The sequence below is a fragment of the Arthrobacter sp. C9C5 genome (genome assembly GCF_013359735.1).
Lineage (GTDB): Bacteria > Actinomycetota > Actinomycetes > Actinomycetales > Micrococcaceae > Arthrobacter.
On sequence record NZ_JABFMX010000037.1, the window covers coordinates 1 to 7545 of the forward strand.

At 71.1% G+C, this 7545-nt stretch carries 9 protein-coding genes and 1 pseudogene; 3 read left to right on the forward strand and 7 right to left on the reverse strand.

Going from position 1 to position 7545, the window contains the following annotated elements:
• A pseudogene (locus HNO80_RS17575) lies at positions 1 to 266 on the forward strand (hypothetical protein); the annotation flags it as partial.
• Between the two features lie 21 nt (positions 267 to 287).
• Here the strand turns inward: HNO80_RS17575 and HNO80_RS17580 are convergent.
• Genes HNO80_RS17580 through HNO80_RS17595 form a run of 4 tightly spaced genes read right to left on the reverse strand, consistent with a single transcriptional unit; the run spans position 288 to position 3613 of the window.
• Positions 288 to 1355: a UDP-N-acetylmuramate dehydrogenase gene (locus HNO80_RS17580; protein ID WP_175324141.1), complete on the reverse strand. Its 1068-nt coding sequence runs from the start codon at positions 1353 to 1355 to the stop codon at positions 288 to 290.
• A 53-nt stretch (positions 1356 to 1408) separates the two neighbouring features.
• Positions 1409 to 2686, reverse strand: coding sequence for an MFS transporter (locus HNO80_RS17585; protein ID WP_349627394.1), 1278 nt, complete (start codon positions 2684 to 2686; stop codon positions 1409 to 1411).
• Between the two features lie 15 nt (positions 2687 to 2701).
• Positions 2702 to 3139 carry a MaoC family dehydratase gene (locus HNO80_RS17590; RefSeq protein WP_175324142.1) on the reverse strand — a complete coding sequence of 146 codons (438 nt, stop codon included), beginning with the start codon at positions 3137 to 3139 and terminating at the stop codon, positions 2702 to 2704.
• 3 nt (positions 3140 to 3142) lie between these two features.
• A complete protein-coding gene (locus HNO80_RS17595; RefSeq protein ID WP_175324143.1) occupies positions 3143 to 3613 on the reverse strand; it encodes an FAS1-like dehydratase domain-containing protein in 471 nt (156 codons plus the stop codon).
• A 149-nt stretch (positions 3614 to 3762) separates the two neighbouring features.
• Here HNO80_RS17595 and HNO80_RS17600 point away from each other — a divergent pair, with 149 nt between their 5' ends.
• Together HNO80_RS17600 and HNO80_RS17605 are read left to right on the forward strand one after the other, a co-directional pair.
• Complete coding sequence (locus HNO80_RS17600) at positions 3763 to 4140, forward strand: ArsR/SmtB family transcription factor (RefSeq protein ID WP_175324144.1); 378 nt, start codon at positions 3763 to 3765, stop codon at positions 4138 to 4140.
• Positions 4137 to 5825 (forward strand): SulP family inorganic anion transporter, encoded by a 1689-nt coding sequence (locus tag HNO80_RS17605; RefSeq protein ID WP_175324145.1) that lies wholly within the window; start codon positions 4137 to 4139, stop codon positions 5823 to 5825. Before HNO80_RS17600 ends, HNO80_RS17605 begins: the two co-directional genes overlap by 4 nt.
• Here HNO80_RS17605 and HNO80_RS17610 read toward each other — a convergent pair.
• The 3 genes from HNO80_RS17610 to HNO80_RS17620 form a co-directional block, all read right to left on the reverse strand.
• Complete coding sequence (locus tag HNO80_RS17610) at positions 5815 to 6039, reverse strand: DUF3188 domain-containing protein (RefSeq protein ID WP_175324146.1); 225 nt, start codon at positions 6037 to 6039, stop codon at positions 5815 to 5817. The genes HNO80_RS17605 and HNO80_RS17610 overlap by 11 nt on opposite strands.
• Positions 6040 to 6092: 53 nt before the next feature.
• Positions 6093 to 7043, reverse strand: a complete 951-nt coding sequence (locus tag HNO80_RS17615; RefSeq protein ID WP_175324147.1) for a DUF2797 domain-containing protein — start codon at positions 7041 to 7043, stop codon at positions 6093 to 6095.
• Positions 7044 to 7072: 29 nt separating this feature from the next.
• Positions 7073 to 7545, reverse strand: a 473-nt coding sequence (locus tag HNO80_RS17620; protein ID WP_502707883.1) for an aldolase/citrate lyase/malate synthase family protein, incomplete at its 5' end; no start/stop codon positions are given.

Below are 7545 nucleotides of genomic sequence, written 5' to 3' on the forward strand. Positions count from 1 at the left end.
GGCCCTCTGCGTTGCAGAACCCCGAGCGCCGGGAACCCGACCACGACTCCGGCGCGGAGTTTCCCGCCACAGTGCACAGTTTCCTGCTCGGTTCGCTGGCGCTGCTGGCCGGAGCGGTGGCGTTCGCCTGCGCCGGGCTTCTGCTGCGGAGCGGGCCCAGCGCCCAGTCCGTGGCGTTCTGCCAGGTCTTCCTGCTGGGCGCCGCAGCGTCCGGCTTCACCTTCATGCTCTTCAGCAAGGTGATCCCTCGCCGCGGCAGGAACTAGGCGCCAGCCTGGTGCTCTGCCTTAGAGCTCGACGCCGATCAGCAATGGCTCGGGGTGCAGTTCGATGCCAAAGCGCTCGAGGACGCCGCGGCGCACCTCGCGGGCGACCGCCAGCAGGTCCGCCGCGCTGGCGCCGCCCCGGTTGGTGATGGCCAGGGTGTGCTTGGTGGACAGCGAGGCGCGGCCGCCGGAGACGCTGCCGGGCTCCAGTCCGAAGCCCTTTCCATAGCCGGCCTGGTCGATCAGCCAGGCCGCGGAGAGCTTGGTCAGCCCGTCGGCACCGCCCGGATAGCGGGGAGCCTCCGCGGGCAGCCCCGCGGCAACCTCCGCGGAGACGATCGGGTTCGTGAAGAACGATCCCGTGGAGTACGTGTCCCGGTCCGCCGCGTCCAGCACCATGCCCTTGGAGGCTCGGAGCCGGAGCACCTCGCGCCGGACGTCGTTGGAGTAGGCCCGCTGGCCGGCCTCGACGCCGAGCGCCCTGGCCAGTTCGGCGTAGCGGATCGGAGCGCTCATCCGGCCCAGCGGCAGCTGGAATTCCACCGTCAGCACCACGTACCGGGGGGACCCGCCCTCCGTGGCCTGCTTGAGGATGGAGTCGCGGTAGCCGAACTTCAGCTCCGAGTTGGTGAACGTCTGGACGGCGTTGCGTTCGCGGTCCCAGGTGCGCACCGCGGCAATGGTCTGCGAGACGTCGGCGCCGTAGGCCCCGACGTTCTGCACCGGCGTCGCGCCGGTGGCGCCGGGGATCCCGGAGAGGGCCTCTATGCCGGACCAGGCATGCTTAACGGCATGCTCCACAAGGGCGTCCCAGTTGTGGCCGGCCTGGACCACGACGGCGACTCCGCCGCAGGAATCTTCGGCGTTGACGGTGAATCCTTCGGACGCGATCTTCAGCACGGTACCGGGGAAGCCTTCGTCGCCTACCAGCAGGTTGGAGCCCCCGCCGATGATCAGCAGCGGCTCGCCGGCGGCGTCGGCCGTGCGGACGGCGTCGATGATCTCCGCCTCGGTGCGGGCTTCGACGTAGTTGGCGGCGGGGCCGCCAACGCCGGCCGTGGTCAGGGCGGAAAGCAGTGTCTGGGTCACCCCACCAGCCTAGCCGGGTTCGGCGTGTCCCCGGAAAGGCGGCAGGGCCGGGCCTAGGCGGCCTTGCGCGCCACTGGGGAGAGCAGGAAGCTGACGACGAGCATCACCATGACGGCCAGCAGCGAGTGCAGGATGCCGACGTGCTCGGCCAGCAGGCCGAGCAGTGGCGGTCCGCAGAGGAATGCCCCGTAGCCGATCGTGGAGACCACCGAGACGCGTGCGGCGGCCTTGACGGGGTCGTCCGCGGCGGCGGACATGCCTACCGGGAAGCCCAGCGAGGCGCCCAGCCCCCAGACGGCCAGGGCGACGTACGCCAGCCACGGAACCGGCGCGAAGACGAACAGGCCAAGTCCCGCCACGGCCAGCGCCGCGCACCAGCGCATCACCGGGACCCGGCCGTAACGGTCCAGCACCAGGGTGCCGGTAAACCGGCCGACGGTCATGAAGGTGACGAAGAGACCGTAACCGGCGGCTCCGGCGGCGTCGGACTGGCCGTGCCCGTCCGCAAGCGCCAGCGCCACCCAGTCCCCCGCCGCGCCCTCGGCCAGGGCGAGCCCGAGCACCAGGACGCCGAGCAGCAGGGTCCGGCGGTCCCGCCAGGCCTGCGCGATCTGCCGTTTGTTATCCAGCGGCTCTTCCGGGCCCTGTGTGACCTGGCTGATGATGGGCAGCGGACCGGTGGAGGGATCCTCGAAGGTGTCCGTCCCGGACGGGGTGAAGTCCTTCTCGGCCTCGAGCGGGGTGATGTCGGCGCGGAACCAGCTGGCGGCCGTGGCTACGGAACCGGCGACGAGCAGGCCGACGGCGGCCAGGTGCCAGAAGACCGGCACGCCGGCGCCGGCAGCCCAGGCCCCCGCGCCGGCGCCCGCGACGGTGCCCAGGCTGAACGCGCCGTGCAGCCGCGGCATGATGTGCCGGCGCACCGCGCGCTCGACGGCGGCGCCTTCCACGTTGGAGGCCGTGTTCCAGCTGGCCGTGCCGAGGCCAACCACCACGAGTCCCGCCGCGACCGCCAGCGGGTTGACCAGGACCGACGTCCCAAACCCGGCGAGGACCAGCCCGGCGCCCACCATGATGCTGCCGATCCGGATGGTCTGCTTGGAGCCGAACCGCAGCACGATCAGCCCGGACGCGGACACCGAGACGAAGGAGCCCAGCGTCATGCAGAGCAGCAGCAGGCCGACGTTTCCGGGCGTGAGGTCGAGTCCGTCACGGATGGCCGGCAGCCGGGACACCCAGCTGGCGAAGGCTATGCCGCTGAAGGCATAGGCCGCCACGACGGCGTTGCGCCACCGGGTCACCTCGGCGGACTGGGCAACACGGACCCTCACTGCTGGATCATTCGGTCAGGCCAGCCTGACGACGGCCTGGGCCTTCATGAGGACCTTCTGCCCGCCTGCGACGACGGTGAGGTCCACGCGGGCGGTGCCCGCGTCGGCGTCGAGCGCCCCAATGGCGCCGCTGACCTCGATCACCGCGCCGGCGTCCGGGGTACCGGTGGTGTCGGACACCGGGACCGGCTTGCTGAAGCGGGTCTGGAAGTCGACGACGGCGGCCGGGTCGCCGGCCCAGTCGGTCACGAGCTGGACGGCGGCGCCCATCGTGAACATGCCGTGGGCGATCACGCCGGGGAGCCCGACGCCGGTGGCGAAGGCATCGTTCCAGTGGATCGGGTTGAAGTCACCGGAGGCGCCGGCGTACTTGACGAGGTCTGTGCGGGTGACCTCGATGCTGCGGCTGCCGAGGTCCTGGCCGACCGTGAGTTCTGAAAATGTGGGGGTCATGGCTTACTGTCCCTCTCCGCGGACCAGAATGGACGAGGTGGTGGTGGCGACGGCTTCACGCGGGGCGGCCGCATCGCTGCCGGCGAGGGCGAAGATCTCGGAGCGGGTGGTGATCATGGCGCCTCCCCCCATGGCGCGGACGCCGTCGACGTGCAGCTCGGCCACGAGCCGGTCCCCGGCGACGATCGGGCGGTGGTGGACGAAGCGCTGGTCGGCGTGGACCACGCGGGAGAAGTCGATGCCGGAATCCGGGTCCTCGATCAGCTGCGCGTCGGCGCGCTGCGCGACGATGATCGCGAAGGTGGGCGGGGCCACGAGGTCACCGTGACCCAGGGCCTTGGCGGCGTCCACGTCGAAGTGGGCGGGGTGGGTGGCTTTGACCGCGCGCGCGAACTCGCGGATCTTCTCGCGGCCGACGTCGTACACCTCTGCGGCAGGGTAACTGCGGCCCTGCAGATCCGGATTGATAGTCATGGTTCCAGCCTAGCGCCCTGCCTCCGGATGGCTTTCCCCGTTACACGGCACCGCGGCGCTTGCACGCGAGCGATATGATGGAAACATCAATTCATAAATCCACGGCGCGGGCGGTGCCCGGCCGCAGGCCAAGAGAGCGCAGGACCGCCATGATTTCCGCAGCGCAGACCCCCTTGTACGAAATCAAGGCCAACCTGTTCAAGGCCCTCGCCCACCCGGCGCGGATCCGGGTGCTGGAACTGCTGGCGGCGGCCCCGGACACCTCGGCGCCGGTCAGCTACCTGCTGGCCGAGACCGGCCTGGAGGCCTCCCACCTGTCCCAGCACCTGGCCACGCTGCGCCGGCACCGGGTGGTGACCTCGGTCCGGACCGCCAACGCCGTGACCTACCGGCTGGCCCACCCGAAGATTGCCGAGCTGCTCGCCATTGCCCGGATCTTCCTGCTGGACAGCCTGGCAGATTCGGGCGAACAGCTCCGGCTCGCGCAGGAACTGCCGGCCGCGCACCTCCAGGGTTCCGCCTCGTGACCGCCGCGACGGCTACGACGGCGGCCCGCGGCGCCCGGGGCTACCTCACCCGGTTCCTGCCCTCCCGCCGCGACTACGACGGGCTGCGCGGCTCGTGGCGGACGGATGTGCTCTCCGGGATCACGGTGGGCATCGTGGCCCTGCCGCTGGCCCTCGCCTTCGGGGTGAGTTCCGGGGTGGGTGCCGAGGCGGGGCTCATCACGGCGGTGGTCGCGGGACTGGTGGCCGCCGTCATGGGCGGCTCCCACGTCCAGGTTTCCGGGCCCACGGGCGCGATGGTGGTGGTCCTGGCCCCCGTGGTCGCCGCGCACGGCGCCGGCAGCATCGCCCTGGTCTCCGTGATGGCCGGGCTGCTGGTCATCATCCTCGGCATCAGCGGCCTGGGCCGGGCGGTCGCGTTCATCCCGTGGCCCGTCGTGGAGGGCTTCACCCTGGGCATCGCCGCCATCATCTTCCTGCAGCAGGTGCCGATGGCCACCGGCACCGAGGGGATACCGGGCCACAACACCGTGCTGGCCGCCGTCGAAAGCGCCGCCAGGGCCACGGCGCCCACGGTGCTGCAGACCCTGGCCATCGTGGCGGGCGTCGCCGCCGTGATGCTCCTGCTGCCCCGGCTGAACAAGGCCATCCCCGCCAGCCTGGCCGCCGTGCTGCTGGCCACCGTGGCGGCCGAACTCCTGGACCTGCAGATTCCGCGGATCGGCTCGCTGCCGCATTCCCTCGCCGCACCGTCCCTGCCGGCACTGGACCCGTCGGTGCTGGGGGGCCTGCTGATGCCGGCCGTCTCCATCGCCACGCTCGCGGCCATCGAATCGCTGCTGTCCGCCCGGGTGGCGGCCGGCATGGTCGGCCCCGACGGCCGGCCCACCGGCACCTACAGCCCGGACCGCGAACTCACCGGCCAGGGCCTGGCGTCGGTGGCGGCGGGGTTCTTCGGCGGCATGCCGGCCACGGGCGCGATCGCCCGGACCGCCGTCAACGTCCGCTCCGGGGCGAAGACCCGGCTTTCGGCGATCGTCCACGCCCTCGTGCTGCTGGCCATCATCTACGTGGCGGCGGGCCTGGTGGGCAGGATACCGCTGGCGGTCCTGGCCGGAATCCTGATGGTCACGGCCACCCGCATGGTCTCACGGCAGACCGTGGCGGCGGTGATGCGCTCCACCCGGGCCGACGCCTTCGTCTTTGTCCTGACAGCACTGATCACCGTGGCGTTCGACCTGATCGTGGCGATCGAGATCGGGCTGGTCGCGGCGGCCGTGTTCACGCTGCGCAAGTTCGCCTCGCTCAGCGGGGTGCAGCGCGAAGACATCCCGGGCCCGGCCGTCCCCGGTGACAGGCACATCGCCATCTTCCGGCTCGACGGCGCCATGTTCTTCGGGGCCGCGGAGCGGGTCCTGCAGGAGATCAGCCAGGTCAAGGACATCCAGGTCGCGATCATCCGGCTCTCGCAGGTCCGGATGCTCGACGCGACCGGGGCCCACACGCTGGTCGATGTCATCTCGGCGCTGGAGCTGCGCGGCGTCACGGTGCTGCTCAAGGGCGTCCAGCCGCAGCATCTGGACCTGGTGACCAATGTGGGCGTGATCCGCTCGCTGCGGCACCACAAGCATTTGTTCGCCAGTCTGCCGGAGGCCGTGGAGCACGCCCGCAGCCACGTGGTGCGTAACGCCGCCGCTAGCGCTTGAGGTTTTTCCGGATTGTCTGGCCGCGGACCACGATCCCGGCGATGTGCAGGATGAGACCGAGGCCGATGACGGCCAGCGAGGCCAGGGCCAGGCCTTGGTTGCCCGTGTTGTTGCCGACCAGATTGAGGATGATGCCTGTGGCGATCAGGCCCATGGCGCTGAAAACAAGCACCTTGTAGGTGGTTGACGCGGTCGCCCAGAATTCGTTCAGCACCGTGCCAGTCTACCGGGGACCCCTGCACACGCCGTCGAGAGGCGAATCCGGCCTCAGAACAATGGCTCCTGGACGGCGGGGACCTCGGAGCCGTGGTCGCCAAGCTCGATGGTCCGCGCTTTCAGCTCGCCGAGGTTGACGACGAATTCAAGGTCGGCACCGTCGAGCCGGGCCAGCGCGACGCTGCCGCTCAGCGACGCGATCCGGAAGCCGTGGGCGTCCGAGCCGAGGTCGTGCGGGTAGGCGTGCCGGGCGGCCGGGGTGCAGGCCGCGTCGGCCAGCGCGGGACGCGGCCACCGTTCGTCCACGACCTCGAAGCCTTCCATGCCGGCACCGCCCAGCAGGTTCCGGACTCCGGCCGCGAGCCGGCCGTTCAGGGCGTCCAGTGCCGCGGCGGGCGGCGGCGCGGTGAGCCCGGCGGCCTTCGCCGCCGAGCGGACCTGTTGCGGCAGCCCGGCGTCGCGCGTGACCAGATCCTCCAGGACCCTGACCACCCGCCCGTCGTCGGCGCGGGCGACGTAGCGGGCCACGACGGCGCCCTGCTCGGCGAGCCGGTGCCATTTACGCAGGTTCGAGGCGGTGCCCACCTTGCTGGCGCCATTAGCGAAGGTCGCGACGTAAAGCCAGTGCGGTTGCATCAGGTAGGCGCGCAGCCCCGGCGGGACGCGGCCGCCGCGGTGGAAGTCATGGATCAGCCGCGAATCGTCGACGGCGAAGCACGGCCCGCACTGGCTGCCCCGGGCGGCCGTGGCCCGGTCCGGACAGACCACGTGGTCCCGGTCCGCGGGACCGTGCACTTTGTGGTGGCCCAGGCAGTGCTTCCCCCGGGAGACGAGCCGGAAACCGAGGCGCGTTCCGGCGTCGAGCGCCAGTTCGGTGAACGCACCCGCGGGGTCCTGCAACCGCAGGACGGCACGGCCGGCGTCGGGCTGCCCAGGAACCGGTGAGGCCGGCTGCGGACCATCCCAAAAGACCCCGTGGACCAGATAGCGGGTATCGGTCACGGGGTCTCCTTGCTGGGGCCGGGAACCGGCTACAGGGCCGGCTGCACCCCAAAGGCTACCGCGAGCTTCATGATCTTTTCGGCGCGGCCCAGGCGCGGCAGGTCAGAGCCGTCCCGGATGACGCGGCCGTTGGCCTCGAAGTCGGCCATGAAGTCGGTGGCCCAGGCGACGTCCGACGGCGTCGGGCTGATGACCTCGTTGATGACGCTGGTCTGGTCGATCGCGAGGCAGAGCTTGCCGGTCATGCCCATCATCACCGTGATGCCGGTCTGCTCGCGCAGGATCGGGTGGTTGGTGCCGACCGTGGGGCCGTCGATCGGCCCGGGCAGGTTGCCGACGCGGCTGGCAACGACGAGCTTGGCGCGCGGGTAGGCCATCGCCTCCGGGGTGGCCGCCATGCCGGTGTCGCGGCGGAAGTCACCGGAGCCGAAGGCCAGCCGGAACGCACCCTGGGCCTTGGCGATATGGTTGGCTTCCTCGATGCCGACGGCGGACTCGACCA